Annotated in this window: 23 protein-coding genes and 1 riboswitch; of the genes, 12 read left to right on the forward strand and 11 right to left on the reverse strand. The window is 69.6% G+C overall.

What is annotated here, in order from left to right; genetic code table 11:
* Positions 1–2: 2 nt before the first annotated feature.
* The 3 genes from cbiB to E5K04_RS11300 are packed head-to-tail and all read right to left on the reverse strand — an operon-like array spanning position 3 to position 2,694.
* Positions 3–935, reverse strand: coding sequence for an adenosylcobinamide-phosphate synthase CbiB (cbiB, locus tag E5K04_RS11290; protein ID WP_136554113.1), 933 nt, complete (start codon positions 933–935; stop codon positions 3–5).
* Complete coding sequence (locus tag E5K04_RS11295) at positions 929–1,696, reverse strand: ABC transporter ATP-binding protein (protein WP_136554115.1); 768 nt, start codon at positions 1,694–1,696, stop codon at positions 929–931. The genes cbiB and E5K04_RS11295 overlap by 7 nt, the downstream gene beginning before the upstream one ends.
* Entirely contained in the window at positions 1,693–2,694 is a 1,002-nt protein-coding gene (locus E5K04_RS11300) for a FecCD family ABC transporter permease (protein ID WP_136554117.1), read from the reverse strand. The genes E5K04_RS11295 and E5K04_RS11300 overlap by 4 nt, the downstream gene beginning before the upstream one ends.
* 118 nt (positions 2,695–2,812) lie before the next feature.
* Positions 2,813–3,016, reverse strand: a riboswitch (cobalamin riboswitch).
* Between the two features lie 85 nt (positions 3,017–3,101).
* Here E5K04_RS11300 and leuS point away from each other — a divergent pair.
* Genes leuS through holA form a run of 3 tightly spaced genes read left to right on the forward strand, consistent with a single transcriptional unit; the run spans position 3,102 to position 7,309 of the window.
* Positions 3,102–5,720, forward strand: coding sequence for a leucine--tRNA ligase (gene leuS / locus E5K04_RS11305; protein ID WP_136554119.1), 2,619 nt, complete (start codon positions 3,102–3,104; stop codon positions 5,718–5,720).
* Between the two features lie 55 nt (positions 5,721–5,775).
* The gene (locus tag E5K04_RS11310) at positions 5,776–6,324 is read left to right on the forward strand and encodes an LPS-assembly lipoprotein LptE (protein ID WP_136554121.1); all 549 of its coding nucleotides are present in this window, start codon (positions 5,776–5,778) and stop codon (positions 6,322–6,324) included.
* Positions 6,302–7,309 carry a DNA polymerase III subunit delta gene (gene holA / locus E5K04_RS11315; protein WP_136554123.1) on the forward strand — a complete coding sequence of 336 codons (1,008 nt, stop codon included), beginning with the start codon at positions 6,302–6,304 and terminating at the stop codon, positions 7,307–7,309. The genes E5K04_RS11310 and holA overlap by 23 nt, the downstream gene beginning before the upstream one ends.
* 62 nt (positions 7,310–7,371) lie before the next feature.
* On the opposite strand, the gene E5K04_RS11320 is transcribed toward holA, so the two are convergent.
* The 7 genes from E5K04_RS11320 to E5K04_RS11350 form a co-directional block, all read right to left on the reverse strand.
* Positions 7,372–8,145, reverse strand: a complete 774-nt coding sequence (locus tag E5K04_RS11320) for a lytic transglycosylase domain-containing protein (RefSeq protein ID WP_136554125.1) — start codon at positions 8,143–8,145, stop codon at positions 7,372–7,374.
* Positions 8,146–8,229: 84 nt separating this feature from the next.
* Complete coding sequence (rlmH, locus tag E5K04_RS11325; RefSeq protein WP_136554127.1) at positions 8,230–8,700, reverse strand: 23S rRNA (pseudouridine(1915)-N(3))-methyltransferase RlmH; 471 nt, start codon at positions 8,698–8,700, stop codon at positions 8,230–8,232.
* A 55-nt stretch (positions 8,701–8,755) separates the two neighbouring features.
* The gene (rsfS, locus tag E5K04_RS11330; protein ID WP_136554129.1) at positions 8,756–9,127 is read right to left on the reverse strand and encodes a ribosome silencing factor; all 372 of its coding nucleotides are present in this window, start codon (positions 9,125–9,127) and stop codon (positions 8,756–8,758) included.
* A gap of 87 nt (positions 9,128–9,214) precedes the next feature.
* Positions 9,215–9,856 carry a nicotinate-nucleotide adenylyltransferase gene (gene nadD / locus E5K04_RS11335; RefSeq protein ID WP_136554131.1) on the reverse strand — a complete coding sequence of 214 codons (642 nt, stop codon included), beginning with the start codon at positions 9,854–9,856 and terminating at the stop codon, positions 9,215–9,217.
* Positions 9,853–10,419 (reverse strand): beta-class carbonic anhydrase, encoded by a 567-nt coding sequence (locus E5K04_RS11340; RefSeq protein ID WP_136554133.1) that lies wholly within the window; start codon positions 10,417–10,419, stop codon positions 9,853–9,855. The genes nadD and E5K04_RS11340 overlap by 4 nt, the downstream gene beginning before the upstream one ends.
* A gap of 99 nt (positions 10,420–10,518) precedes the next feature.
* Positions 10,519–11,505, reverse strand: coding sequence for a DUF2804 domain-containing protein (locus E5K04_RS11345; protein WP_136554135.1), 987 nt, complete (start codon positions 11,503–11,505; stop codon positions 10,519–10,521).
* Positions 11,506–11,553: 48 nt separating this feature from the next.
* Entirely contained in the window at positions 11,554–12,414 is an 861-nt protein-coding gene (locus tag E5K04_RS11350) for an MBL fold metallo-hydrolase (protein ID WP_136554137.1), read from the reverse strand.
* Positions 12,415–12,506: 92 nt separating this feature from the next.
* Between E5K04_RS11350 and E5K04_RS11355 the strand changes: the two genes are divergently transcribed.
* The 6 genes from E5K04_RS11355 to E5K04_RS11380 all read left to right on the forward strand — a co-directional run bounded on the left by E5K04_RS11355 (position 12,507) and on the right by E5K04_RS11380 (position 18,502).
* Positions 12,507–12,827, forward strand: a complete 321-nt coding sequence (locus E5K04_RS11355; protein WP_136554139.1) for an ArsR/SmtB family transcription factor — start codon at positions 12,507–12,509, stop codon at positions 12,825–12,827.
* A 57-nt stretch (positions 12,828–12,884) separates the two neighbouring features.
* Entirely contained in the window at positions 12,885–13,316 is a 432-nt protein-coding gene (locus E5K04_RS11360) for a YeeE/YedE family protein (protein ID WP_136554141.1), read from the forward strand.
* A 10-nt stretch (positions 13,317–13,326) separates the two neighbouring features.
* Complete coding sequence (locus E5K04_RS11365; protein WP_136554143.1) at positions 13,327–13,752, forward strand: DUF6691 family protein; 426 nt, start codon at positions 13,327–13,329, stop codon at positions 13,750–13,752.
* A 1-nt stretch (position 13,753) separates the two neighbouring features.
* Positions 13,754–15,460, forward strand: coding sequence for a SulP family inorganic anion transporter (locus tag E5K04_RS11370; protein ID WP_136554145.1), 1,707 nt, complete (start codon positions 13,754–13,756; stop codon positions 15,458–15,460).
* Positions 15,461–15,539: 79 nt separating this feature from the next.
* Complete coding sequence (gene argH, locus E5K04_RS11375; RefSeq protein ID WP_136554147.1) at positions 15,540–16,922, forward strand: argininosuccinate lyase; 1,383 nt, start codon at positions 15,540–15,542, stop codon at positions 16,920–16,922.
* A gap of 50 nt (positions 16,923–16,972) precedes the next feature.
* Positions 16,973–18,502, forward strand: a complete 1,530-nt coding sequence (locus tag E5K04_RS11380) for an EAL domain-containing protein (protein WP_136554149.1) — start codon at positions 16,973–16,975, stop codon at positions 18,500–18,502.
* Here E5K04_RS11380 and glpK read toward each other — a convergent pair.
* Positions 18,499–19,971, reverse strand: a complete 1,473-nt coding sequence (gene glpK / locus E5K04_RS11385; RefSeq protein WP_136554151.1) for a glycerol kinase GlpK — start codon at positions 19,969–19,971, stop codon at positions 18,499–18,501. The genes E5K04_RS11380 and glpK overlap by 4 nt on opposite strands.
* A 93-nt stretch (positions 19,972–20,064) precedes the next feature.
* On the opposite strand from glpK, the gene E5K04_RS11390 reads away from it, so the two are divergent.
* From E5K04_RS11390 to aceE, 3 genes are all read left to right on the forward strand, one after another.
* Positions 20,065–20,832 carry a DeoR/GlpR family DNA-binding transcription regulator gene (locus tag E5K04_RS11390; protein WP_136554153.1) on the forward strand — a complete coding sequence of 256 codons (768 nt, stop codon included), beginning with the start codon at positions 20,065–20,067 and terminating at the stop codon, positions 20,830–20,832.
* Positions 20,833–20,871: 39 nt separating this feature from the next.
* Entirely contained in the window at positions 20,872–22,314 is a 1,443-nt protein-coding gene (locus E5K04_RS11395) for a M48 family metalloprotease (RefSeq protein ID WP_235844352.1), read from the forward strand.
* Positions 22,315–22,566: 252 nt separating this feature from the next.
* Positions 22,567–25,230 (forward strand): pyruvate dehydrogenase (acetyl-transferring), homodimeric type, encoded by a 2,664-nt coding sequence (gene aceE, locus E5K04_RS11400; RefSeq protein ID WP_136554155.1) that lies wholly within the window; start codon positions 22,567–22,569, stop codon positions 25,228–25,230.
* Position 25,231: the final 1 nt, after the last annotated feature.

Here is a 25,231-nt window from a genome sequence, read left to right on the forward strand (position 1 = left end):
GTTCATCCTGTGAGGAGTGCCGACAGCGCGAACAGCGTGCACCACAACAGCGCGCTGCGCGCGACCAGGCGCCACGCGCGGCCGATGTCGGCGGCCTTGGGCGCGCGGCCCTCGCCCAGGGAGGGGCGCATCTCGTCGACGCCGTCGTAGCGGGCGGTGCCGCCCAGCGCCACGCCCAGCGCGCCGGCGCCACTGCTCATCACCGCTCCGGCGTTGGGGCTGGGCCACGCCGGCGCCTGCTTGCGCCAGCAGGCGAGTGCGCGGCGGGTGTCGCCCAACAAGGCGTACGCGAGCGCGGTGAGCCTGGCCGGCAGGTAGCCCAGCACGTCGTCGGCACGCGCGGCGAAGCTGCCGAAGCGGCCAAACCGTGCGTTGCGGTAGCCCCACATCGCGTCGAGGGTGTTGGCGAGGCGGAACAGCAGGGCGCCGGCGCCGCCGGCCACCGCGAACCAGAACAGCGCGCCGATCACCGCGTCGCTGCCGTTCTCCAGCTGCGATTCGCACGCGGCCTTGGCCAGTGCCGCTTCGTCCGAGGTGTCGGTGTCGCGGCTGACGATGCGCGCGGTCAGCGCGCGCGCGTCGGAAAGCCTGCCCGCCAGCAGTGCGTCGGCGATCGGCGCGGTATGCGCGCGCAGGCTGAATAGGCCGAGCGAGAACCACATTAGCGTCGCGTCGAGCAGCCAACCTGCCCACGCCGGCAGCAGCCGTTGCAGCCACAGCACGAGGCACACCGGCGGCAGCACGGCGAGCGTCCACGCCAGGGCGCCTGCAAGGCGGCGCCAGCGGCCGCGGTTGAGCAGGTTTTCCACGCGCGTGGCGAGGCGGCCGAAGCCGACCAGCGGGTGCAGGCGGCGCGGCTCGCCCAGCAGCGCGTCGAGCAGGAGGCCGGCGAACAGCAGGACGGCGGTCAGCGGTGCGCCCAGTCCGCCTAGCATGGCCCGGCCCCGCATGGCAGGTACAGGGTGCGGCCGCGGTGGCGCAGCGCCTCCAGCGGGTAGCCCAGGCAGTCGCCGAGCAGTTCGGCGCTGAGCGTCGCCACCTCGCCGGCGTGCCAGCGCCCGTCGCCCATCAGCAACAGCGCGTGGGTCGCGTCCTGCAGCGCGAGGTTGAGGTCGTGGCTGACGGTGATCAGGGTACGGCCTTCGGCGCGCGCGCGGCAGGTCAGATGGGCGAGCGCCATCTGGTGCGCGAGGTCAAGCGCGGCGCTCGGCTCGTCGAGCAGCCACAAGGGCGCGTCCTGCGCGAGCAGCGCGGCGAGCGCCACGCGCTGGCGCTCGCCGCCGGAGAGGGTGCGTACGTCGCGCCCGGCGAAGCCGGAGAGGTCGAGCTCGGCGAGCGCCGCGTGGGCGCGCCCGATCTCGGCGCCGCTCTCCCAGTAGCCGGCGTCGTGCGGGTGGCGCGCGGCGAGCACCACGTCGAGCACGCGGTAGCCGAACGCGTCGTGCTGGGCCTGCGGCAGGTAGGCGATGCGGCGCGCGCGTTCGCGCGCGCGCAAACGCTCAAGCGGCGTGCCACCGAGCAGCACCTGGCCGGCCTCCGGCGGGGTGAGCATGGCCAGCGTCTTGAGCAAGGTGCTCTTGCCGGCGCCGTTGCGCCCGATCACCACCCAGCTCTCGCCGGCGTTGGCCTGCCAGGCAAGCGCGTCGATCAGCGTGCGCGTGCCGGCTTTCAGGGTCAGCCCTTCACAACGGATCACAGCGCGCCCTCCTGGCTGCGGCGCAGCTGCCACAGGAAGGCCGGCACGCCGATCAGCGCGGTGATCACGCCGACCGGCAGTTGCAGGGGGGCGAACGCGGTGCGCGCGACGGTGTCGGCCAGCACCAGCAGGGCGCCGCCGGCGAGCGCGGCCGACGGCAGCAGCACGCGGTGGTCGGGCCCGAGCGCGAGCCGGCACGCGTGCGGCACGATCAGGCCGACAAAGCCGATGCTGCCCGCCATCGACACCGCGCTGGCGGTCAGCAGCGCGGAGAGCGCGAACAGGCCGGCGCGCAGCCGGGCGACATCGACGCCCAGGGTCAGCGCGTTGTCGCCATACAGCGCCATCAGGTTGATCGAGCGGGCGCGGGCGAGGCAGAACAGCAGCGCGGCGGCGAGCGCGAGCGCGGGCAGCGCGCCCGGGCCGCTGCCGGAGAGGTCGCCGATCAGCCAGAACACCATGCCGCGCAGGTTCTCGTCAGGGGCCAGCGCGAGCATCAGCGTGACCAGCGCGCCGCAGCCGGCGCCGATGATCACACCGGTGAGCAAGAGCAGCGTCGCGCGCGCGCCGCGGGCGACGCCGTCGCGGGCGAGCGCGAAGAGGAGGGCGGTGACGGCGAGCGCGCCGGCAAAGGCGGCGAAGTCGACCAGCGCGCCGGCAAGCCCGGCCATCAGCGCGCCCAGCGCACCGACCGACGCGCCGCCGGACAGCCCCAGCACGTAGGGGTCGGCCAGCGGGTTGCGCAGCAGCGCCTGCATCATCACGCCGGCGCTGGCGAGCAGGGCGCCGGTGAGCCAGGCGGCGGCGGCGCGCTCGACGCGCAGCGCGACCAGAGTCGACGCGAGCGAGGTCTCGCCACCGGTGAGGTAGCCGGCGACGCCGCCGGCGAGTTCGCCCGCAGACAGGCCAACCGAGCCTGCGGCGAGCGCGACGGCGAAGGAGAGGACGGACAGCGCCGCGAGCAGGGCCAGCGGCAGGTAGGCGCGCCTTACGCGCACGGCAGGGCCGTGGTGTGGTGGCTGGACATCGTTTCCTCCCCGAGGATGGCGTGTGGCGACGGGGAAGCGCGGGCGGCCGTGGCCGCGGCAGGCGGTTCAGCCCGCCCTCCGCGGTGCTTCCCTTGACGACAGGCCGGTCGGTGTCCGGGCTCCATCCCCACCCTGCCCCCTTCCAGCGCGAGCGCCGTGGGTTGTGACAGGATGCGTCGCGCGGGGCGACTGGATGTGTACCGTTGCGGGGGCAGCACGGCTTGGGCGGGTATGCCTTGCCGTTTCCCGATGCCGCGCGCGGGGCGCGGCGCCAGCCTGGACGCGGATTCTAGCACGTCGCGGCGCCGGTATCCGCTCGCCGGCCGCCTCGTTATAATGATCCGATTCTGCCTACTCATCCGATAGCCGCAACCGTCATGCAAGAACACTACAGCCCGCGCGAGGTCGAGACCGCCGCGCAACAGAAGTGGAAGGCGACCGCAGCCTTCCGTGCCGTCGAAGATACCTCGCGTCCGAAGTACTACGCGTTGTCGATGTTCCCCTACCCGTCGGGCAAGCTGCACATGGGCCATGTGCGCAACTACACCATCACCGACGCGCTGGCACGCTTCATGCGCTTCAAAGGCTACAACGTGCTGCAGCCGATGGGCTGGGACGCCTTCGGCCTGCCGGCCGAGAACGCCGCGATGAAGAGCGGCGGCGCGCCGGCCGCGTGGACCTACGCGAACATCGAGTACATGAAGGGCCAGCTCGACAGCCTGGGCTTCGCGCTGGACTGGGAACGGGAACTGGCGACCTGCAAGCCGGACTACTACCGCTGGGAGCAGTGGCTGTTCACCCGCCTGTTCGAGAAGGGCGTGATCTACAAGAAGAACGGCGTGGTCAACTGGGACCCGGTCGACCAGACCGTGCTTGCCAACGAGCAGGTGATCGACGGCCGCGGCTGGCGCTCCGGCGCCCTGGTCGAGAAGCGCGAGATCCCGATGTATTACTTCGCGATCACCAAGTACGCTGACGAGCTGCTCTCCAGCCTCGACACGCTGGACGGCTGGCCCGAGCAGGTCAAGACCATGCAGCGCAACTGGATCGGCAAGAGCTTCGGCGCCGACGTGGTGTTCGCGTACGACGAGGCGAGCATCGGCCACGCCGGCGAGATGAAGGTGTACACCACCCGCCCGGACACGCTGATGGGCGCGACCTACGTCGCGGTCGCCGCCGAGCACCCGCTGGCGGCGCAGGCCGCCGCGAACAACCCGGCGCTGCAGGCCTTCATCGCCGAGTGCAAGGCCGGTTCGGTCGCCGAGGCCGACGTGGCGACCATGGAGAAGAAGGGCATGGCCACCGGCCTGTCCGTGGTCCACCCGCTGACCGGCGCACGCTTGCCGGTGTGGGTCGCCAACTACGTGCTGTGGGGCTACGGCGAAGGCGCGGTGATGGCCGTGCCGGCGCACGACGAGCGCGACTTCGAGTTCGCCAACAAGTACGCGCTGCCGATCCGGCAGGTGTACGCGCCCAAGGCCGGCGACAACGATTTCGACGCCGCGGTGTGGAAGGAATGGTACGCGTCCAAGGACGGCTCGCTGTCGACGCTGAACAGCGGCGCATTCGACGGCCTGGACTTCCAGGGCGCGTTCGACGCGATCGTGTCCGCGCTGGAAGCCAAGTCGGCCGGCGCCAAGAAGACCCAGTTCCGCCTGCGCGACTGGGGCATCAGCCGCCAGCGTTACTGGGGCTGCCCGATCCCGATCATCCACTGCGATTGCTGCGGCGACGTGCCGGTGCCGGCCGACCAGCTGCCGGTGGTGCTGCCGGAAAACGTGATCCCGGACGGCGCAGGCAGCCCGCTTGCCAAGATGCCGGAATTCTACGAGACCACTTGTCCGAAGTGCGGCGGCGCGGCGCGCCGCGAGACCGACACCATGGACACCTTCGTGGAAAGTAGCTGGTACTACGCGCGCTACGCGAGCCCGAAGTGCGATACCGCGATGGTCGACAAGGCCGCGGCCGACTACTGGCTGCAGGTCGACCAGTACGTGGGCGGCATCGAACACGCGATCCTGCACCTGTTGTACGCGCGCTTCTTCCACAAGCTGATGCGCGACGAGGGCCTGGTGTCGTCGGACGAGCCGTTCAAGAGCCTGCTCACCCAGGGCATGGTGGTGTGCGAGACCTTCTACCGCGACCTCGACAACGGCTCGAAGGACTGGATCGCGCCGGCCGACGTGATCCTCGAGCGTGACGGCAAGGGCAAGATCGTCGCCGCCAAGCACCGCGTCGACGGCCTGCCGGTGACGGTCGGCGGCGTCGAGAAGATGTCGAAGTCGAAGAACAACGGCGTCGACCCGCAGGCCTTCATCGAGCAGTACGGTGCCGACACCGCGCGCCTGTTCATGATGTTCGCCGCGCCGCCGGAGCAGAGCCTCGAGTGGTCGGACGCCGGCGTCGAGGGTGCGTTCCGCTTCCTCAAGCGCCTGTGGCGCGTGGTCGGCGAGCATGTCGCCGGCGGCGTGGTCGCCCCCTACCAGGGCGGCGAGCTCGACGGCGCGCTCAAGGAACTGCGCTACAAGCTGCACGCGACCATCCAGAAAGTCGGCGACGACTACGGCCGCCGCCAGCAGTTCAACACCGCGATCGCCGCGGTGATGGAACTGCTGAATACCTACGACAAGACCGCGCGCGCAGGCGACGCCGGCCGTGCCGTCGCGCAGGAAGTGCTGGAAGCCGCGGTGATCCTGCTTTCGCCCATCGTCCCGCACGTGGGCGAGGCGCTGTGGAACGAGTTGCGCCCGGGCAGCGAGTTGCTCGCGCAGGCGTGGCCGGCGGTTGACGAGGCCGCGCTGGTGAAGAGCGAGCTCGAGCTGATGGTGCAGGTGTGCGGCAAGCTGCGCGGCAGCATCGTCGTCGCGGCCGACGCGTCGCGCGAGGCGATCGAGCAAGCGGCGCTCGCGCACGAGAACGTGCAGAAGTTCATGGAAGGCAAGCCGGCGAAGAAGGTCATCGTCGTGCCCGGACGCCTGGTGAACGTCGTCGTCTGACGACACAGAACGAAAGGCCGGCTTGTCCGGCCTTTTTGACCTTGAAGGGGGATCGATGAGACGACTTTGCAGAAACGGCGCGCTGTTCGCGCTGACGCTGTCGCTGGCTGCGTGCGGCTTCCATTTGCGTGGCGTCGGCCAGCCGCTGCGCCCGCTGTCCTTTGCCAGCCTGAGCGTCGACGGCAGTGGCCCGGTCTACGAGCAGCTGATGGCCGACATCCGCCGCGACGGCCGCGTGCAGCTGGCCGGCAAGGGGCAGACCGCGCAGGCGGTGCTCGCGCTGATGCCGCCGCAGACCAGCAAGGACGTGCTGACCGTCAACCGCGCGGGCAAGGTCAACGAGTACCAGCTGGTGCTGACCCAGCACGCGCTGTTGACCTTCGCCGGCTCCGACGTGCCGCAGCCCTTGAGCGCGACCGTGCGCCGCACCCTGTCGTACTCGGAAAACGTGGTGCTCGGCAAGGAAATGGAAGAGGCGCAGCTGTGGGCGTCCATGCAGCGCGAGGCGGCCAATATGCTGGTACGCCGCCTGTCGTTCATCCAGCCGCCGAAGGCGGGCGAGGCTTCGGCCGGGCAGGGCGATGCCGCCGCACGCAAGCCCTGAGGCGCTCTCCACCCTGCTTGGACGCGGGCTTGCGCCCCTCTACCTGATCCACGGCGAGGAGGCGCTGCTCGCGCTGGAAGCCGCCGACGCGATCCGCGCCGCAGCGCGCCGTGCCGGCTACCTCGAACGCGAGGTGCTGACGGTCGAGGCGGGCTTCGACTGGTCGCAGCTGACCGACGCGATGAGCAGCGTGTCGCTGTTTGCGTCGCTGAAGGTGCTCGAGGTGCGCATCCCGACCGGCAAGCCCGGCAGCGAAGGCGGCGAGGCGCTGCAGCGGCTCGCCGCACGGCCGCCGGACGACACGGTGACGCTGGTGATCCTGCCCAAGCTCGAGCGCACGCAACTGCAGGCGAAGTGGTTTGTCGCGCTGCAGAAGGCGGCGGTCGAGATCGAAGCGCGCGCGGTCGGCCGCGCCGAGTTGCCGGCGTGGATCGCGCGGCGCATGAAGGCGCAGGGGCAGAGCCTAGGCGACGACGCGCTGGCCTTCTTCGTCGATCGGGTCGAGGGCAACCTGCTCGCGGCGCGGCAGGAGGTCGACAAGCTCGCGCTGCTCTACCCGCAGCGCGAACTCTCGCTCGACGAAGTACGCGACGCGGTCGCCAACGTCGCGCGCTTCGACGTGTTCCATTTGTCGTCGGCGTGGCTGTCCGGTGACGGCGCGCGTGTCGCGCGCATGCTCGACGGCTTGCAGGCCGAGGGCGAGGCGCCGGTGCTGGTGTTGTGGGCGCTCGCCGAGGATGTGCGCATGCTGCTGAAACTGCGGCAGGGGCTGAAGGACGGCCGCAACAGCCGCGAGATGCAGCGCGAGCTCAAGCTGTGGGGCGAGCGGCAGAAGCTCGCCGAGCCGGCGCTGCGCAGGATAGGCCCGCGCAAGCTGATGGACGCGATCGCCCGTTGTGCCGAGGTCGACCGCCAGATCAAGGGTGCCGAGCCAGGTGACGCGTGGCAGTCGCTGCGCGCGCTCGCGCAACTGCTCGCCGGCTGATTGCAGGTTCCAAAAAAGGCAAAGGCCGGCGCGTGCGCCGGCCTTTTTGCCGTTCGGCGTCCTTAAAGTGGCGCGAGCGTCGCGTGTACGCGGCCGCGGCTGCCGGTCTCGACGAGGCCGCCGGCTGCCAGCGGCGTGCGGCCGCCGCGCGCCTCGTAGGTGGCGAGCACGCGGGCGACGTAGTCGCGGGTCTCCGGGTAAGGTGGGATGGTGTTGCGGTACTTCTGCACCGCGCCTTCGCCCGCGTTGTACGCGGCGATCACCAGCGGCAGGTTGTGGTTGAAGGTGGACAGCAGGAACTTCAGGTAGCGCGCGCCGGTGCGCACGTTGGCGTGCGGGTTGGAGAGCTCGCTCGCCGGCAGGCCGAAGCGCTCGCCGGTTTCCGGGATGATCTGCATCAGGCCGATCGCGCCCTTGGGCGAGACGGCCAGCGCGTCGTAGCCGGATTCGACGCTGACGATCGCGTGCAACAGTTGCGGGTCGAGGCGGTACTCGCGCGCGACCTTGCCGATGATCTTGTTGTACGGCTGGCTGATGTGGGCCTTGACGAGGCGCGGCTTGGCGGCGGGCAGGCCGGCGACGGCCCGCTGCTGGGCGCGGTCCTGGCTCTGCGTCGCGCCCAGCCCGGGACGCGTCGCGTCGGCCAGGTAGTCGGCCGGCGTCGGCGTCGAGCCGGCCGGCGGGCTCTTCTGGAACAGCTGGTAGCGGTCGTCGACCCGGGTGGGCGACAGGTGGATGCGGCCGGACTCGTCGACGTAGCCGTACAGGTCGGCGCGGGCCTGGGCGCTGGCGAGTAAAGCCGTTGCTATCAAACCAACGCGGAAAATTCGCTTCATTGACAACAACCTCTGCAAGGCCTTGTAAACAAAGCCATTCTAGGCGCAGGCCGGCGACTTGCCAATGTCAAATCGCGCCAGCGCTTACTCGCGGTGGTAGGGATGGTTGTTGAGAATGGAGTGTGCGCGGTACAGCTGTTCGGCCAGCATCACGCGCACCATGCCGTGCGGCAGCGTCATCGCGGACAGTTGCAGCAGCAGGTCGGCGCGTGCTTTCAGCTCGTCCGACAGGCCGTCGGCGCCGCCGATGACGAAGGCGATATCGTCGCCGCCGGCCATCCATTCCTTCAGTTGCCCGGCCAGTTGCACCGACGTCCAGTTGCGGCCGCGCTCGTCGAGCACGACCAGCCGGCAGCGCGCCGGCAGCGTGGCGACAATGCGTGCATGTTCGGCGGCGATGCCCTTGTCGGCGGTGACGCCGCCGCCGCGCTTCTCGGGCTTGATTTCCTTCAGCTCGAAGCTGATGTCGCGGCCGAAACGCTTGGCGTAGTCGTTGAACGCCTCGTCGACCCAGCGCGGCATCTTGGTGCCGACGGCGAGCAGGGTGATTTTCATGGCAATGCTCTGTATGCGGACGGGGCCGGCTTGCGCCGGCCCGCAAAAGACAGGCTTACAGCGCCGACCACGGCTTGCCGCCGGCCGGGGTGAACGACGGCTTCTGGCCGCCCCACAGCGCCTCGAGGTCGTAGTAGTCGCGCACGGCGGGCAGCATCACGTGGACGACGACGTCGCCGGCGTCGACCAGCACCCATTCACCCGACTCCTGGCCTTCGGTGCCGACCAGATCGACGCCGGCTTCCTTCAGCTTGACGGCGACGCTGTTGGCGAGCGCCTTGACCTGGCGGTTGGAGTCGCCGGTGGCGACGATCATGTGCTGGAACAGCGAGGTCAGTTCACGGGTGTCGAGCGAGACGATGTCCTTGCCCTTGACGTCTTCGAGCGCCTCGACGGCGAGTTTCACGATTTCCTGGATATTGTCCATTTTCCTGGTTCCGGGTGCGGCAGCCGAGCGGCTGGGCCGGGCTGCAGGGTAAAAGTGTGCGGGCCGCGACGGCGGCCTGGTAAGCGTTCATGCGGGGCGGTACAGCCCCAGCCTGCGGATATGCGCCGCGACGGCCTCGGGCACGCAGTCGGCGACGTCGTCGCCGGCGGCCAGACGCCGCCGGATTTCGGTCGCCGACAGGGCGACCGGCGTCAGCGCCAGGGCGCGGATTGTACCGCAAGGCGTTCGGTTTGAAAAATCAGAGACTTGGCGCGCGTCCCATTCGGCGCGCACCGCCGGCGCGAGGCGTGCCGCGTCGAAGCCCGGGCGGATCGCTACCGCCAGGTTGGCGAGCGCAAACAGCTCGCGCCAGCGGTGCCAGCGATCGAGGTGTTCGAGCGAGTCCGAGCCGATCAGGCACCACAGTTCGGTGTCCTGCCCCAGCTCGGCGCGCAGCGCCTCCAGCGTCTCGACCGTGTACGCGTTGCGCGCGCTTACCACTTCGCGCGCGTCGGCGGTGAGGCCGGTTTCGCCTGCGATGCCCAGCCTGACCATCGCCAGCCGCTGCTCGGCGTCGGCGTGCGGGCCGCTGTCGCGGTGGTAGGGCCGGCCGGCCGGGATCAGCCGCACCTCGTCGAGCGCGAGCTCGTCGCGCAGCGCGCGCGCCAGGCGCAGGTGCGCGTTGTGGAAGGGGTCGAAGGTGCCGCCGTAGACGCCGACGCGCTTCATGCGGCCTCGTAGCCGTCGACGACGACGGTCAGCGCGCCGGTGGCCGGGTCGATCACCAGCCCGTGCACCGGCACGTCGCGCGGCATCAGGGGGTGCTGGCGGATGGTAGTCACCGTGTGGCGCACGCTGTCCTCGACGCAGCAAAAGCCCTGCAGCCAGCCTTCGAGGTCGATGCCGGCGGCGCGCAAGGTGGCGATCGTCTCTTCGCTGACGCCGCGCTCGCACGCGTTGGCGAGCACCTGCTGCGGGTCGATGCCGCCCATGCCGCAGTCGTGGTGGGCGACCACGCACACTTCCTCGGCGCGCAACTGGTAGACGGCGACGATCAGGCTGCGCATCACCGAGCCCCACGGGTGCGACACCATCGCGCCGGCGTTCTTGATCAGCTTGGCGTCGCCGTTCTTCAGGCCCATCGCCCGCGGCAACAGCTCGACCAGTCGAGCGTCCATGCACGCGAGCACCGCCAGGTTCTTGCCGGGAAACTTGTCGGTGCGCAGCGCCTCGTACTCGCGGCTTTCGACGAAAGTGCGGTTGTGCGAGAGCAGGGTGTCCATCAGCCGCATCGGCGCGTCTCCTGTATCTGGAATAAATGCACGAACAGGGGGCGGATGGTACACCGAACCCGTCCGCGCCGGCAGTAGGGATACCGGCGCGGCGCGGGCTTACCAGCGCGAGTGGTGGTCTTCGGTCACGCCGCACAGGCGGTCGACGACGCGGCACGTGCCGCTTGCCGGGTCGCGCAGCACGCCGCTGAAGGTGCCGATAGGCTGCACGTAGCGGCTGGCGGCGATCACCAGGTCGCGGTCCTCGCGGCGCAGGCCTTCCGGCGTGAACACGAGCTCGACCGCGCCGTCGTCGCTGTGGATGCGCCACGGCGCGGCCGGGTCGGCCCGGTCGTAGTCGAAGTGCACCGCGCCGACGCGGATCAGCCGGCCGTCCAGCCAGACGGCGTTCTCGGCGTCGCCCATATAGCCGGCCTGCAGGTTGAAGCCCAGGCCCCGGCCGTGTGCGCTCGCCCAGCGCCATTCGGTGCGGCGCGCGAGCAGGCCGTTCGACGCGTCGAGGCTGCCGACGGCGCCGTTCAGCGAGAAGCGTTGCCCGGCGGCGTCGGCGAAGCCGACCACCTCGAGCCCGCCGCTCTTGTGGGTGGCGTGCGCGAGGTAGTTGGCCGGCGCGACCGCGGCGAGCACCGGGGTGTCGTCAAGCCGGAGGTGGGCGGCGAGCTTGAGCGTGCGGCTGTCGACCTCGACGCCGACGCGCTCGCCGTCGCGGCTGAACGCGATCCGGCCTGCGCGCGAGCGGAAGGTTGCGTGGCCGAACGCGGTGTCGTCGAGGCGGGCGCCACCGGGCAGGCCGGTCGCCGAGAACGCGGCGATCTCGCGGCCTGCGGCCCGGTCGAACAGCCAGGCGAACGCGGCGCTGCTCCAGCCGAGGTCGACGACGGCGACGCCGGCGAAGCACGCGTCGTGCGCGAGCGCGGCGTACTGCCAGCGCTTGTGGTGCAGCTTGCGCGTCAGCCGCGCAAGGGGGGAAAGGGGCAGCCTGTGCCAGTTCAGGTGCGGGATTACGCCCTGGTACATGCCGAAAGCAGGAATCCCGCGCTCGTGCACCAGTTGGCGCGGCGCGGGCAGAAGAGGTGAGGGGTCCATCGCTTGGGGGCGCGTCGGACGCGCCCGGTTGTTGCAGATCGCCCGAGTTTACATGAGGTTGAGCGGAATTTTCAGGTAGGCGACGCCGTTGGCTGATTTTGGCGGCATCTCGCCGGCGCGGATATTCACCTGTACCGACGGCAGGATCAGCACCGGCATCTCCAGTTTCGCGTCGCGCGCGTCGCGCAGCGCGACGAAGTCGGCTTCGCTGACGCCGTCGTTCAGGTGGATGTTGGCACGGCGCTGTTCGGCGACCGTCGTCTCCCAGCTGGGCGCGCGCCCGGCGGGCGGGTAGTCGTGGCACATGAACAGGCGGGTGGCGTCGGGCAGGGCGAGCAGCGCTTTGGCCGAACGGTAGAGTGTGGCAGCATCTCCGCCCGGGAAGTCGCAGCGCGCGCTGCCGACGTCCGGCATGAACAGCGTGTCGCCGACGAATACCGCGTCGCCGATGCGGTACGCGATGTCGGCCGGGGTGTGGCCGGGCACGAACAGCGCCTCGGCGGTCAACTCGCCGACGCTGAAGTGCTCGCCGGCGGCAAACAGGTGGTCGAACTGGCTGCCGTCGCGCGCGAAATCGTCGCCGAAATCGAACACGCCGGCGAAGATGCGCTGCACTTCGGTGATCTTCTCGCCGATGGCGACCTTGCCGCCGACTTGCTGCCTGAGCCAGGCCGCCGCCGACAGGTGGTCGGCGTGCGCGTGTGTCTCAAGGATCCACTGCACGGCAAGCTTGTGCTCGCGCACGAAGCCGACCAGCGCTTCGGCCGACGTGGTGCGGGTGCGGCCGGACTTCGGGTCGTAGTCGAGCACCGGGTCGACGATGGCGGCGTGGCCGCCGTCGCGGTCGTAGACGACGTAGCTGACGGTGCCGGTGACCGGTTCGAAGAAGGCCTGGACAGAAGCTTGCATGGCGGGACTCCGTGGCGAATGGATGAATCCACTATATTGCAAGTCAATATATCTGTAAATATAATGAACGAACAACGACAGAGGACGACACGATGGAACTGAACGTCTTGCGCGACAACGCGGCGCGCGCCACATCCCTGCTGAAGAGCCTGGCCAACGAGGACCGCCTGCTGCTGTTGTGCCAGCTGGTCGACGGCGAGAAGTCGGTGTCCGAGCTCGAACGGCTGACCGGCATCCGCCAGCCCACGCTGTCGCAGCAGCTCGGGGTGCTGCGCAACGAGAAGCTGGTGTCGACGCGGCGCGACGGCAAGTGGATCTATTACAGCGTCGCCAGCGCTGATGCGCTGGCGATCCTCGGCACCCTGCACGGCATCTTCTGCGGTGCGGAGGGGCAACTGCAGCCGGCGGCCTGAGGAGGCATGCCCGGCGGCACGACAACAACATGACAGCAACACGACAAGGGGAAGCAGATGCAGGTCAACTTTGAAGCGTTCACACCTTTTTCGGCACTCGCCGGCGGGGTGCTGATCGGTCTTGCCGCGGCGGCCTTCGTGCTGCTGCTCGGGCGCATCGCCGGCATCAGCGGCATGCTGGGCGGGCTGATCGAGCGTGCTGCCGACTGGCCGCTCAGGCTCGCCTTCGTACTGGGGCTGATCGCCGCGCCGGCGCTGTACGCGCTGCTGGCCGGCGGCCTAGCCGTGCCCGAGGTCAGCGCGTCGCCGCTGACGCTGGTGGTGGCGGGGCTGATGGTCGGCGTCGGCACCCGCTACGCGTCCGGCTGCACCAGCGGCCACGGCGTGTGCGGGCTGTCGCGGCTGTCGCCGCGTTCGCTGGTCGCGACGCTGACCTTCATGGCGGCGGGTTTCACCACCGTCTTCGTCGTCCGTCACCTGCTGGGCTAAGGAGCGCGCCATGACCTTCCGCAAACTGTTTGCCTCGTTCGCCGTCGGCCTCGTGTTCGGCGTCGGCCTGATCGTCTCCGGCATGTCGAACCCGGCCAAGGTGCTCGGCTTTCTCGATATCGCCGGGCTGTGGGACCCCAGCCTCGCGCTGGTGATGGCCGGTGCGATCGGCGTCGGCCTGGTCGCCTTCCGCGTGGCCGGGCAGCGGCCGCGCGCCGTGCTGGGAGATGCGATGCAGTTGCCGACCAGCCGCGAGATCACCCCGCGCCTGGTCGGCGGCAGCCTGCTGTTCGGCATCGGTTGGGGACTGGCCGGCATCTGCCCGGGGCCCGCGCTGGTGCTTTTGGGCATGGGCGTGCCGCAGGGCGTGCTGTTCGTTGCCGCCATGCTCGCCGGCATGGCGCTCTTCAGCGTCCTCGAACGCGGCAAGCGTTGACATGCGCGCCGTGCCGCTGCCGCCCTGGCTTGCCGGCTACCGGCGCGAATTTCTTGCCGGCGACCTCGTCGCCGGCGTCGTCGTCACCCTGCTGTTGGTGCCGCAGGCTTTGGCGTACGCGCTGGTCGCCGGCTTGCCGGCCGAGGTCGGCCTGTATGCGAGCCTCGCGCCGCTCGTCATCTACGCGCTGGCCGGGCGCAGCCACGCGCAGTCGGTCGGGCCGATGGCGGTCACCTCCTTGCTGGTCGCCTCGACCCTGGCCCGCCTCGCGCCGGCCGGCAGCGCCGAGTACCTGCTGTTCGCTATCTGGCTCGCGTTGTTGTCCGGCCTGATGCTGGTGCTGCTGGGCGCGTTCCGGCTGGGGCTGGTCGCCGACTTCCTGTCGCAGCCGGTGCTCGCCGGCTTCGTGTCCGCGTCCGCGCTGATGATCGTGCTCTCGCAGCTGGCGCCGCTTGCCGGGGTGGCCGGCGGCGGCGCGACCCTGCCCGCGCAGCTCTCCCGTCTCGCCGCCGCGCTGCAGGGCGGGGTGTCGGCACCTGCGCTGTGGCTGGGCGGCGCGGCGCTCGCGTGGCTTCTCTGGGCGCGCGCGTCTCTGGCGGCGACGCTGGCGCGCGCCGGCGTGCCGGTTTTCTGGGCGACGCTCGCCGAGCGCGCGGCGCCGGTGGCCGCGCTGGCAGGCGGCGTGCTCGCGGTGCGCGGCTTCGATCTGGCCGGCCATGTCGCGCTGGTCGGCGTGATCCCGGCCGGCCTGCCCGCGCCGTCGCTCGTACTGCCGGCGTTCGCCGAGCTGTCGCAGCTGGTGTTGCCGGCGTTCTTCATCGCGCTGGTCAACACCGTGCAGAGCCTGTCGGTCGCGCAACTGTTGGCGGCGCGCCGCGGCGAGCGGCTGGACCCGGACCGCGAACTCTTGGCGCTCGGGCTGTGCAACCTCGGCGCCGGCCTGTCCGGCGGCTTCCCGGTCACCGGCGGGCTGACCCGCTCCATCGTCAACGCCGACGCCGGCGCCAACACCCAGCTCTCGTCGCTCTTCAGCGCCTTGCTGATGCTCGCCATCGTGCTGTTCGCCACCGGCGCCCTGGCCGAGCTGCCGCTGGCCGTGCTGGCGGCGACCATCGTCGCGTCGGTGTGGAAGATGGTCGATTTTTCCCTGTTCGCGCGCGCGTGGCGCAGCCGGCGCGCCGACGCTGCCGCCTTCGGCGCGACCTTCGCCGCCGTGCTGCTGCTGGGGGTCGATAGCGGCATCGTGGTCGGCCTGTTGGTGTCGCTCGGCGCGTGGATCGCCGGCAGCGGCAAGCCGCATATCGCCGAGGTCGGCCGCATCGCCGGCAGCGAGCATTTCCGCAACGTCGCGCGCTTTGCCGTCGAGCGCCTGCCCGGCGTGCGCTTCGTGCGCGTCGACGAGAGCCTGTACTTCGGCAACGCGCGCAATGTCGACACGGCCCTGCGCGCGCTGGCCGCCGACGCACGGGTGCTGGTGCTGATCATGAGCGGGGTGAACCGGGTCGACCTGTCCGCGCTGATGATGCTCGAGGCGCTCGACGACGCGCTGGCCGCGCGCGGCATCGCGCTGTGGCTCTCCGACGTCAAGGGGCCGGTCGCCGGGGTGCTCGGCCGCGCCGGCAGCGACGCGCGTTTTGCCGGGCGCACCTGCCTGTCCGCCAACGACGCATGGACCCGCCTGTCGCTCGGCGCCGACTACCAGATCTGAGCGCGCCGGCTTCCCGCCGCTCCTTGCGTATGGCATGGTATGGGGCTAACCATACCGCATCGACAACAAGGGAAACCCCATGCAAGACCAACACGCCTGGTCCGGCCGCTTTTCGGAGCCGGTCTCCGAACTCGTCAAGAAATACACCGCGTCGGTCGGCTTCGACTACCGGCTCGCCGAATTCGATATCGAAGGCTCGCTCGCGCACGCGGCGATGCTCGGCCGCGCCGGCGTGCTGTCGGCGGACGACCTCGCGGCGATCCGCCGCGGCATGGCCGAGATCGTCGAGGAAATCCGCGCGGGCCGCTTCGAGTGGCGCCTCGACCTCGAGGACGTGCACATGAACATCGAGCGCCGGCTGACCGACAAGATCGGCGACGCCGGCAAGCGCCTGCACACCGGCCGCAGCCGCAACGACCAGGTCGCGACCGACATCCGGCTGTGGCTGCGTGCCCAGATCGACACCATCGCCGGCCTGATCGGCGAACTGAAGGGCAGCCTGCTGGACCTGGCCGAGCAGCACGCCGACACCGTGATGCCGGGCTTCACCCACCTGCAGGTCGCGCAGCCGGTGACCTTCGGCCACCACCTGCTCGCCTACGTCGAGATGCTGTCGCGTGACGCCGAGCGCATGGCCGACTGCCGCCGCCGCGTCAACCGCCTGCCGCTGGGCGCGGCGGCGCTCGCCGGCACCACCTTCCCGATCGACCGCCATTACACCGCCGAACTGCTGGGCTTCGACGGCGTCTGCCACAACTCGCTCGACGCGGTGTCCGACCGCGACTTCGCGATCGAATTCACCGCCGCAGCATCCTTGTTGATGGTGCACTTGAGCCGCCTGTCCGAAGAGCTGATCCTGTGGATGAGCCCGCGCGTCGGCTTCATCGACATCGCCGACCGCTTCTGCACCGGCTCGTCCATCATGCCGCAGAAGAAGAACCCGGACGTGCCTGAGCTCGTGCGCGGCAAGAGCGGCCGCGTGGTCGGCCACCTGGTGTCGCTCGTCACGCTGATGAAGGCGCAGCCGCTGGCGTACAACAAGGACAACCAGGAAGACAAGGAGCCGCTGTTCGACACCGTCGACACGCTGATCGATACCCTGCGCATCTACGCCGACATGATGCGCGGCATCACGGTCAAGCCCGAGGCGATGCGCGCGGCGGTGCTGCAGGGCTTCGCGACCGCGACCGACCTCGCCGACTACCTGGTGAAGAAGGGCCTGCCGTTCCGCGACAGCCACGAGGTGGTCGCGCTGGCGGTGCGCCACGCCGAAGGGCAGGGCGTCGACCTCGCCGAGCTGCCGCTTGCCGTGCTGCAGGGCTTCAGCGCGCTGATCGGCGACGACGTGTACGCGGTGCTCTCCCCCGAAGGCAGCCTCGCGCAGCGCGACCATGTCGGCGGCACCGCGCCGGCGCGCGTGCGCGCCGAAATCGGCCGCCACCGCGCGCAACAGGGGGCATAAGCGGCACGGGCGTATAGAATGGGGGTTTGACTGCAATCGGGTCGCCCCCCATGTCCCTGCACCAGCCCAGAGTACCGTCCCGCTCGCTGCGCCTGACGCTCGCCGCGCTGGCCGTGCTGCTGCCGGTGCTGGTCGGCTGGGGTATCACCGTGTCGACCACCTATCTCGGGCTGCGCGACGGCGCAGAGGCAAGGCTGCGTTACGCCGCCGTAGAAGTAAACGCGATCTTCGAGCGTTCGCAGCACGCGGCGCGCGCGGTGCTGCCGCTGGCCGGCCAGCCGTGTAGCGACGAGGTGGTGCACAACCTGCGCCATCAGGTGACCACCGTTCTTTATGTACGGACAGTCAGCCTGGCGCGGGGAGACCATGTTTACTGCTCGTCCCTATTCGGCCGGCAGGTCAGTGGCGCAAAGCGGGAAGGTTACGCCGACGGTCGCGCGCGGCTGATGCCGGGCAACCAGCTGACGCCCGACATCCCAGTTTTTGTGTGGCGCGAGTCCACTCCGGGCGACGCCGCCGTGCTGGTTGGCGTCTCCGGCGGCCACTTAAGCAGCGCCTTGCGTCACGGCGTGTTGGGCAATGGCGTGATGCTGCAGGTCGGCCCCAACTGGATGGACGGCAAGGGGCGGGTGCACGCCGGCACCATCCCGCACAAGCTGCTGTTCGACATGCGCAAGGCCGACCCTGTCTACCCGTTCTCCGTCGCCGTTGCGCTCGACGGCGACGAAATCCTGCTCGCCGCCTGGCGCGCGTACGAGCCGATGCTGGTGCTGCTGGTGCTGGTCGGCCTGTTCGGCGCGTGGGGCGCTTATCACTGGCTGAGCCAGCCGCGGGCTGCGGATGAGGTGATCGCACAGGCGCGGGCGCGCGGCGAGTTCGTGCCCTACCTGCAGCCGCTGGTCTGCCCGCAAAGCGGGCGCTGGCTGGGCGCCGAGGTGCTGATGCGCTGGCGCGACGGCGACCGTGTGCTCGCGCCTGGCGCGTTCATTGCCGAGGTCGAGCAAAGCGGCAGCCTGGGCGCGATCACCCGCGACCTGATGGCCGCGACCACCAGCGGGCTTTCTGGCGCGCGCTTGCCGGCGGGCTTTCACCTGGCGTTCAACGTCACCGCCAGCCAGCTGGCCGACCCCGAACTGGTCGGGCTATGCCGCGTGCTGCGCGAAAAACTGGGTGAGGCGGTGGTGCCGGTGCTCGAATTGACCGAGCGCGAGACCTTTGACCTCGCCGGGCACGGCGGCCAGCTTGCCGAACTGTTTTCGCTCGGCGTGGAACTCGCGCTCGACGACTTCGGCACCGGCCAGAGCAGCCTCTCCTACCTGTCAGAGCTGCAGGTGCACACGCTGAAGATCGACCGCAGCTTCGTCGACGCGATCGAGCGCGACTCGCTGGGCAAGGTGGTACTCGACGCGGTGATCGCGCTTGGGCAAAGCCTCGGCCTCAAGCTGGTCGCCGAAGGCGTCGAGACCGCGGCGCAGCGCGACTACCTGCAAGCGGCCGGCGTCGACGTGCTGCAGGGCTACTACTTCGCGCGGCCGATGCCGCTCGCCGACTTCGTCCGCCAGCTTCCCGGACATGCTTAGCGGCTGAGCGTGCGCCCGACCGCGTCGCGCCAGCCGCCGTACAGCTGGTCGCGCCGCTGCGCGGCCATCGCGGGCTCGAAGCGTGCCGCGCGCTGCCAGCCTTGCGACAGCGTTTCCAGCGAATCGAACACGCCGGCCCCCAGGCCCGCCAGCCACGCCGCGCCCAGCGCGGTTGTCTCGCTGATGCACGGGCGCTCGACGGGTACATCCAGCATGTCGGCGAGGAACTGCATCAGCCAGTCGTTGCCGACCATGCCGCCGTCGACCCTCAGCGTGGCCGGCGCCGCTACGCCGTCCGCCTGCATCGCCGCCATCAGATCGCGGCTCTGGTAACACACCGATTCCAGCGCCGCGCGCACGATATGCGCGATGCCCGAGTCGCGGGTCAGCCCGGTGATCGCGCCGCGCGCCAGCGGGTCCCAGTACGGGGCGCCCAGGCCGGTGAACGCCGGCACCAGGTAGACGCCGCCGGTGCTCTCGACCTGGCGCGCCAGCGCCTCGGTCTGCCCCGCGTGGTCGATCAGGCGCACCGCGTCGCGCAGCCACTGCACGGCGGCGCCGGCGATGAAGATGCTGCCTTCGAGCGCGTAGGTCGGCCGGCCGTCAAGCCGGTAGCAGACGGTCGACAGCAGGCGGTGGCGCGACGTGATGATGGTGTCGCCGGTGTTCTGCACCATGAAGCAGCCGGTGCCGTAGGTCGACTTGACCATGCCCGGGTGCACGCAGGCCTGGCCGACGGTCGCCGCCTGCTGGTCGCCGGCCATGCCGGTGATCGGGATCGGGGTTCCGAACAGGCGGGTGGTGCCAAAATCCGCCGCGTTGTCGCGCACCTCGGGCAATAGCGACGCCGGGATGCCGAACAGCGCGAGCAGCTCCTCGTCCCAGCACTGGCGGCGGATGTCGAACAGCAGGGTGCGCGCCGCGTTGGTCGCGTCGGTCGCGTGGACGCGGCCCTCGGTCAGGCGCCACAACAGGAAGCTGTCGACGGTGCCGAAGGCGAGCTCGCCGCGGTCGGCGCGCTCCCGCACGCCGGGCACGGTGTCGAGCAGCCAGCGGATCTTGCTCGCCGAGAAGTAGGGGTCGAGCACCAGGCCGGTGCGCTCGGCGACCAGCGCCTGCGCCTCGGGCGTCGACAGCGCCTCGCACAGTTCCGCGGTGCGCCTGTCCTGCCAGACGATCGCGTGGTAGACCGGGCGGCCGGTCGCGCGGTCCCACACGAGCGTCGTCTCGCGCTGGTTGGTGATGCCCAGCGCGGCGATACGGCCGATGCCGGGCGTGGCGAGCGCCTCGCGGCAGACGTTCAGCGTATGGGCCCAGATCGTCTCCGGGTCGTGCTCGACCCAGCCTGGCGCCGGGAAGATCTGCGGCAACTCGACCTGGGCGCGGGCGAGCACCTCGCCGCCGGTCGAGAACACCATCGCGCGGGTGCTGGTCGTGCCCTGGTCGATGGCGAGCAGGCTGGGCGTCATGGGGTTTCCTTGTGAAACACCGGCGGCGGATTTGCCTGCCGGCGACAAATTATGATAAAGACAGGGGTTCGAATTGTTCGTTTCCGAATCACCATGAGCCGATCCCCCCGTCACGACAAGATCCTGCAACTCGTCCGCGAAAACGGCTTCATGCCGATCGAGGAACTGGCACGCCTGCTGGACGTGACGCCGCAAACCATCCGCCGCGACATCAACCAGCTGTGCGAAGCCAACCTCTTGCGCCGCTACCACGGCGGCGCCGCGCTGGGCAACAGCGTCGAGAACGAGGACTACCTCGCGCGCAAGGGCAAGTTCCAGAGCGAAAAGGCGCATATCGCGCAGCTGGTCGCGGCCAACATCCCCGACCACGCGTCGATCTTCATGAGCATCGGCACGACGATCGAGGCGGTCGCACAGGCGCTCGCGCTCAAGCACAAGGGCTTGCGCGTGATCACCAACAACATCCACGTCGCGTCCATCATGTCGGCCAACCCCGACTTCACAGTGATGATCACCTCGGGCGTGGTCCGCGCGTCCGACGGCGGCGTGACCGGGGTGGCGACGCTGGACTTCATCAACCAGTTCAAGGTCGACTACGCGATCATCGGCGCGTCGGGGATCGAGACCGACGGCTCCCTGCTCGACTTCGACTACCGCGAGGTACGCGTCGCGCAGGCGATGATGGCCAACGCCCGCCACCGCTTCCTGGCCGCCGACCACAGCAAGTTCGGCCGCAACGCGCTGGTGCGCATGGGTCACCTGAGCGACTTCCATATGGTGTTCACCGACACCGCGCCGTCACCGGCGATGACCAAGATGATGCAGGAGCACGGCGTCGCGCTGCAACTGGCCAGCCGCTGACGCCGCGCAACTTCCGGCGGCGTGGCGCATCATAGGGACATGATGAGGAAAGTTTTCGTATCCGGCGCGCTTGCCGTCGCGCTCGCCTTCCCCGCCGCCCACGCGACGCCGCTGCCCGACATCGGCGTCGCCGGCGAGGGTGCGCTGTCGCAGGCCGAAGAGGCGCGCATCGGCCGCGAGATCCTGTCGCAGTTGCGGGACGCCGGCGGCGTCGTGCAGGACCCCGAGGTGAACGCCTACCTCGCGAGGGTCGGCCGGCGCATCACCTCGGCCGCCGGTACCGGTTCCGACTTCACCTTCTTTGCCGTCGAGGCGCCGTCGATCAACGCTTTCGCGATGCCCGGCGGCGTGATCGGCGTGCACACCGGGCTGATCCTCGCCGCACAGAGCGAAGGGGAGCTGGCGTCGGTGCTCTCGCACGAAGTCGCCCACGTCACCCAGCGCCACCTCGCGCGGATGCGCGAGACCTCGACGCAGAGCCAGCTGTGGGTGCTCGCCGCGATCCTGGCCGGCGTGCTCGCCTCGCGTTCGGGCAACTCGGACGCGACCTTCGGCGCGATCAACGCAGGCCTGGGCATGGCGCAGCAAAGCCAGCTCTCCTACAGCCGCGACTTCGAGCGCGAGGCCGACCGCATCGGCATGCAGTACCTGGGCGGCGCCGGCTTCGACGCGCGCGCGATGCCCGCCTTCTTCGAGCGGCTGCAGCAAACCAGCCGCTACGACGACAACCAGGCGCTGTCCTTCCTGCGCACCCACCCGGTGACCGGCGAGCGCATCAGCGAGGGGCAGACCCGCGCGCAGCAGACGCCGGTACGCATGAAGCCCGACAGCACCGACTTCCTCCTGGTGCGCGAGAAGCTGCGCATCGCCCAGATGGGGCCGACCGAGGCCGCGCGCTACTACCGCAATTCGCTCGCCGAGCGGCGCTTCATCAGCGAAGGCGCGCAATGGTACGGCCTTGCGCGCACCCAGCTGGCCGAGCGCCGCTTCGCCGACGCGGGGCAGTCGCTCGCGCGCGCACGGCAGACGCTCCCCGACGACGCGATGCTGTTCGCGCTCGAGGGCGAGATCGCGCTCGCGGCAGGCGAGCCGCAGGCGGCGCTGGCCGCGTACCGCAAGGGGCTGGCCGCTTTTCCCGAGCAGCGCGTGCTGTTCGCCGGCGAAGTCGACGCGCTGCAGGCGACCGGCCAGCGCGCCGCCGCGCTCGAGCGCGTACGCGCGCTGCTTGCCCGCTACCCGACCGATTCCGCGCTGTGGCGGCTGTCGGCCAGGCTGTACGGCGAGGGCGATGCGCTGAACTACCACGCCGCGCTGGGCAACGCGTTCTATTTCGAAAACGCGTTCGAACCCGCGCTGATCCAGTACCGGCTCGCCAACGCGGCCGCCGGTGACAACTTCTACCTGCGCTCGACCATCGAGGCGCGCCTGCGCGAGCTTGAACCGCTCACCAAGGGTGGCGGCGCAAGCCGCACCCCGCGCTGATTCGCCCAAATACAACATGCTGCAATGCGGCATCCGCTTTTTTTGCCGGCCGCGTAGAGCCCATGCACTAAACCCCTATTCCAAATGTCGTGCCACCCGATTAAACTCGCGAGTGCTGATCATTTGTGTTCGTATCCGATCATGACAGCGTGAATTTGTGTTCGACTGCGAAGTCTTTGCGCGCGGTCGGCGCCACAAACGACGGCGGGGGTCACGAGCCCGCGCCGCACCGACATCCGTGAAGGAGTAACAATGGCTGAACGTTTTCCCGACGATCTCGACCCCCAGCAGACCCAGGAATGGACCGACGCGCTCGCCTCGGTGCTCGCAGTCGAGGGCCCCGAGCGCGCGCACTTCCTGCTGCAGACGCTGGTCGAGCAGGCGCGCCGCCAGGGCGGCTACCTGCCGTTCGACGCGACCACCGCGTACCTGAACACCATTCCGGTCGGCCGCGAGAAGAAGTCGCCGGGCAACCATGAGCTCGAGCACCGCATCCGTTCGATCAACCGCTGGAACGCCGCCGCCATGGTGCTGCGCGCCGGCAAGAAGAACCTCGAGCTCGGCGGCCATATCGCCAGTTTCCAGTCCTCCGCGACGCTGTACGACGTCGGCTTCAACCATTTCTGGCGCGCGCCGAACGACGAGCAGGACGGTGACCTGGTGTTCTTCCAGGGCCACATCGCGCCGGGCATCTACGCGCGCGCCTTCCTCGAGGGCCGCCTGTCCGAGGCCGACCTCGACAACTTCCGCCAGGAAGTCGACGGGCAGGGCCTGTCGTCGTACCCGCACCCGTGGCTGATGCCGGACTTCTGGCAGTTCCCGACCGTGTCGATGGGTCTCGGCCCCTTGATGGCGATCTACCAGGCGCGTTTCCTCAAGTACCTGGAGAGCCGCGGCCTCGCGCGCACGCCGGGGCGCAAGGTGTGGTGCTTCTGCGGCGACGGCGAGATGGACGAGCCGGAGAGCCTGGGCGCGATCGCGCTGGCCGCGCGCGAGGGGCTGGACAACCTGGTGTTCGTGATCAACTGCAACCTGCAGCGGCTGGATGGCCCGGTGCGCGGTAACGGCAAGATCATCCAGGAACTGGAAGGCGACTTCCGCGGTGCCGGCTGGAACGTGATCAAGCTGATCTGGGGCAGCCGCTGGGACCCGCTGCTGGCGATGGACAGCAAGGGCCTGCTCAGGAAGCGGATGGAAGAGTGCGTCGACGGTGACTACCAGACCTTCAAGTCGAAGGACGGCGCCTACGTGCGCGAGCACTTCTTCGGCAAGTACCCCGAGCTGCGCGAGATGGTCGCCAACATGTCGGACGAGGAGGTGTGGAACCTCAACCGCGGCGGCCACGACCCGCACAAGGTGTACGCGGCCTACCACGAGGCGGTGCATAACGCCGGCGGCCGCCCGACGGTGATCCTCGCCAAGACCATCAAGGGCTACGGCATGGGCTCCTCCGGCGAGGCGCAGAACATCGCGCACCAGGCGAAGAAGATGGACCTGGAGAGCCTGCGCAAATTCCGCGACCGCTTCGGCATCCCGGTGTCCGACGCCGACCTGGAGAGCGTGCCCTACTACAAGCCGGCCGACGACAGCCCGGAGATGGCCTATATGCGCGAGCGCCGCGCGGTGCTGGGCGGCAGCCTGCCGGCGCGCCGCCCGGTCAAGGCGCCGCTCGCGGTGCCGGGCCTGCACGTGTTCGATTCCATGCTCAAGGATTCCGGCGAGCGCGAGTTCTCGACCACCATGGCCTTCGTGCGCATGCTGGGTACCCTGCTCAAGGACAAGAACATCGGCCGCCAGATCGTGCCCATCGTACCGGACGAGTCGCGCACCTTCGGCATGGAAGGCATGTTCCGCCAGTACGGCATCTGGTCGAGCCAGGGCCAGAACTACGTGCCGCAGGACGCCGACCAGCTGATGTTCTACAAGGAGTCGAAGGACGGCCAGATGCTGCAGGAAGGCATCAACGAGCCCGGCGCGATGTCGAGCTGGATCGCCGCGGCGACCAGCTACGCCAACCACGGCATCCCGATGATCCCGTTCTACATCTACTACTCGATGTTCGGCTTCCAGCGCGTCGGCGACCTCGCGTGGGCGGCCGGCGACATGCGCGCGCGCGGCTTCATGCTGGGCGGCACCGCCGGGCGCACCACGCTCAACGGCGAGGGCCTGCAGCACGAGGACGGCCACAGCCACATCCAGGCCGGCCTGATCCCCAACTGCATCAGCTACGACCCGACCTTCGCGTACGAACTGGCGGTGATCGTGCAGGACGGCCTCAAGCGCATGTATGTGGAGCAGGAGGACGTGTTCTATTACATCACACTGATGAACGAGAACTACGCGCACCCGGCGATGCCCGCCGGCGCCGAAGAGGGCATCCTCAAGGGCATGTATCTGCTGCGCGACGGCGGCGACTCGGCGATCAAGGTCCAGCTGATGGGCTCGGGCACCATCCTCAACGAGGTGATCGCCGCCGCCGACCTGCTGCGCAACGATTTCGGCGTCGCATCCGATATCTGGAGCGTCACCTCGTTCAACGAACTGGCCCGTGACGGCCGCGCCGCGTCGCGCCACAACCTGCTCAACCCGACCGCGCCGGCCGAGATGTCCTACGTCGAGACGGCGCTCACCGGCCGCGAAGGTCCGTTCGTCGCCGCGACCGACTATATCCGCGCGTACGCCGAGCAGGTCCGCGAATGGGTGCCCGGCCGCTACGTGGTGCTTGGCACCGACGGCTTCGGCCGTTCGGACAGCCGCGCCAAGCTGCGTGAATTCTTCGAGGTCGACCGCTACCACGTCGCCGTCGCCGCGCTGTCGGCGCTCGCCCGCGACGGCAAGGTCGACGCCGCGCGCGTCGCCGAGGCGATCAAGCGTTACGGCGTCAACGTCGACAAGCTGCCGAGCTGGAAGGTGTGAA

The organism is Crenobacter intestini (assembly GCF_004919095.1).
In the GTDB taxonomy this organism is placed as follows: domain Bacteria; phylum Pseudomonadota; class Gammaproteobacteria; order Burkholderiales; family Chromobacteriaceae; genus Craterilacuibacter; species Craterilacuibacter intestini.

Bases quoted from the DNA above. Each gene is read 5' to 3' on its own strand.
- cbiB (WP_136554113.1), bottom strand. From the start codon at position 935: ATGCTAGGCGGACTGGGCGCACCGCTGACCGCCGTCCTGCTGTTCGCC.
- leuS (WP_136554119.1), top strand. From the start codon at position 3,102: ATGCAAGAACACTACAGCCCGCGCGAGGTCGAGACCGCCGCGCAACAG.
- E5K04_RS11310 (WP_136554121.1), top strand. From the start codon at position 5,776: ATGAGACGACTTTGCAGAAACGGCGCGCTGTTCGCGCTGACGCTGTCG.
- holA (WP_136554123.1), top strand. From the start codon at position 6,302: ATGCCGCCGCACGCAAGCCCTGAGGCGCTCTCCACCCTGCTTGGACGC.
- E5K04_RS11320 (WP_136554125.1), bottom strand. From the start codon at position 8,145: ATGAAGCGAATTTTCCGCGTTGGTTTGATAGCAACGGCTTTACTCGCC.
- rlmH (WP_136554127.1), bottom strand. From the start codon at position 8,700: ATGAAAATCACCCTGCTCGCCGTCGGCACCAAGATGCCGCGCTGGGTC.
- rsfS (WP_136554129.1), bottom strand. From the start codon at position 9,127: ATGGACAATATCCAGGAAATCGTGAAACTCGCCGTCGAGGCGCTCGAA.
- nadD (WP_136554131.1), bottom strand. From the start codon at position 9,856: ATGAAGCGCGTCGGCGTCTACGGCGGCACCTTCGACCCCTTCCACAAC.
- E5K04_RS11340 (WP_136554133.1), bottom strand. From the start codon at position 10,419: ATGCGGCTGATGGACACCCTGCTCTCGCACAACCGCACTTTCGTCGAA.
- E5K04_RS11345 (WP_136554135.1), bottom strand. From the start codon at position 11,505: ATGGACCCCTCACCTCTTCTGCCCGCGCCGCGCCAACTGGTGCACGAG.
- E5K04_RS11350 (WP_136554137.1), bottom strand. From the start codon at position 12,414: ATGCAAGCTTCTGTCCAGGCCTTCTTCGAACCGGTCACCGGCACCGTC.
- E5K04_RS11355 (WP_136554139.1), top strand. From the start codon at position 12,507: ATGGAACTGAACGTCTTGCGCGACAACGCGGCGCGCGCCACATCCCTG.
- E5K04_RS11360 (WP_136554141.1), top strand. From the start codon at position 12,885: ATGCAGGTCAACTTTGAAGCGTTCACACCTTTTTCGGCACTCGCCGGC.
- E5K04_RS11365 (WP_136554143.1), top strand. From the start codon at position 13,327: ATGACCTTCCGCAAACTGTTTGCCTCGTTCGCCGTCGGCCTCGTGTTC.
- E5K04_RS11370 (WP_136554145.1), top strand. From the start codon at position 13,754: ATGCGCGCCGTGCCGCTGCCGCCCTGGCTTGCCGGCTACCGGCGCGAA.
- argH (WP_136554147.1), top strand. From the start codon at position 15,540: ATGCAAGACCAACACGCCTGGTCCGGCCGCTTTTCGGAGCCGGTCTCC.
- E5K04_RS11380 (WP_136554149.1), top strand. From the start codon at position 16,973: ATGTCCCTGCACCAGCCCAGAGTACCGTCCCGCTCGCTGCGCCTGACG.
- glpK (WP_136554151.1), bottom strand. From the start codon at position 19,971: ATGACGCCCAGCCTGCTCGCCATCGACCAGGGCACGACCAGCACCCGC.
- E5K04_RS11390 (WP_136554153.1), top strand. From the start codon at position 20,065: ATGAGCCGATCCCCCCGTCACGACAAGATCCTGCAACTCGTCCGCGAA.
- E5K04_RS11395 (WP_235844352.1), top strand. From the start codon at position 20,872: ATGATGAGGAAAGTTTTCGTATCCGGCGCGCTTGCCGTCGCGCTCGCC.
- aceE (WP_136554155.1), top strand. From the start codon at position 22,567: ATGGCTGAACGTTTTCCCGACGATCTCGACCCCCAGCAGACCCAGGAA.